Origin of the sequence: Leadbetterella sp. DM7, assembly GCF_040829825.2 — a bacterium.
In the GTDB taxonomy this organism is placed as follows: Bacteria; Bacteroidota; Bacteroidia; order Cytophagales; family Spirosomataceae; genus Leadbetterella.
In genome coordinates this window covers 1-301 of record NZ_JBFOLH020000057.1, presented here as the reverse complement: position 1 = coordinate 301, position 301 = coordinate 1, and the positions used below count along the sequence as shown (strand labels likewise).

General features: G+C 52.5%; 1 protein-coding gene. It reads left to right on the top strand.

All coding sequences use genetic code 11. The features are described 5' to 3' along the window. On the top strand, window positions 1-301 hold a 301-nt coding region (locus AB2U10_RS19220), incomplete at both ends, for a CLIPPER-2 domain-containing protein (RefSeq protein WP_493820794.1).

Sequence of the window (301 nt, the reverse complement as noted above, 5' to 3'; positions counted from 1 at the left end):
CCGACGAGGAAGACGTACCGTTTACTGCGGCGCCATCCATTGATCTTGTGAAGACAGCATCGGCTGGCCCTCACGCGGTGGGAAGTGTGATCACCTATAGCTTCAAAGTGAAGAACACGGGTAATGTGACCCTAACCAATGTAACGGTAAGTGACCCGCTACCAGGTTTAGGAACAATAACTCCAGCCTCAGCAGCGAGCCTTGAACCGGGAGCAGAGACAACGTTTACGGCAACCTATACGGTAACGCAGGCAGACGTGAACAACGGCAAAGTACACAATACAGCCACGGCTAAAGGTAC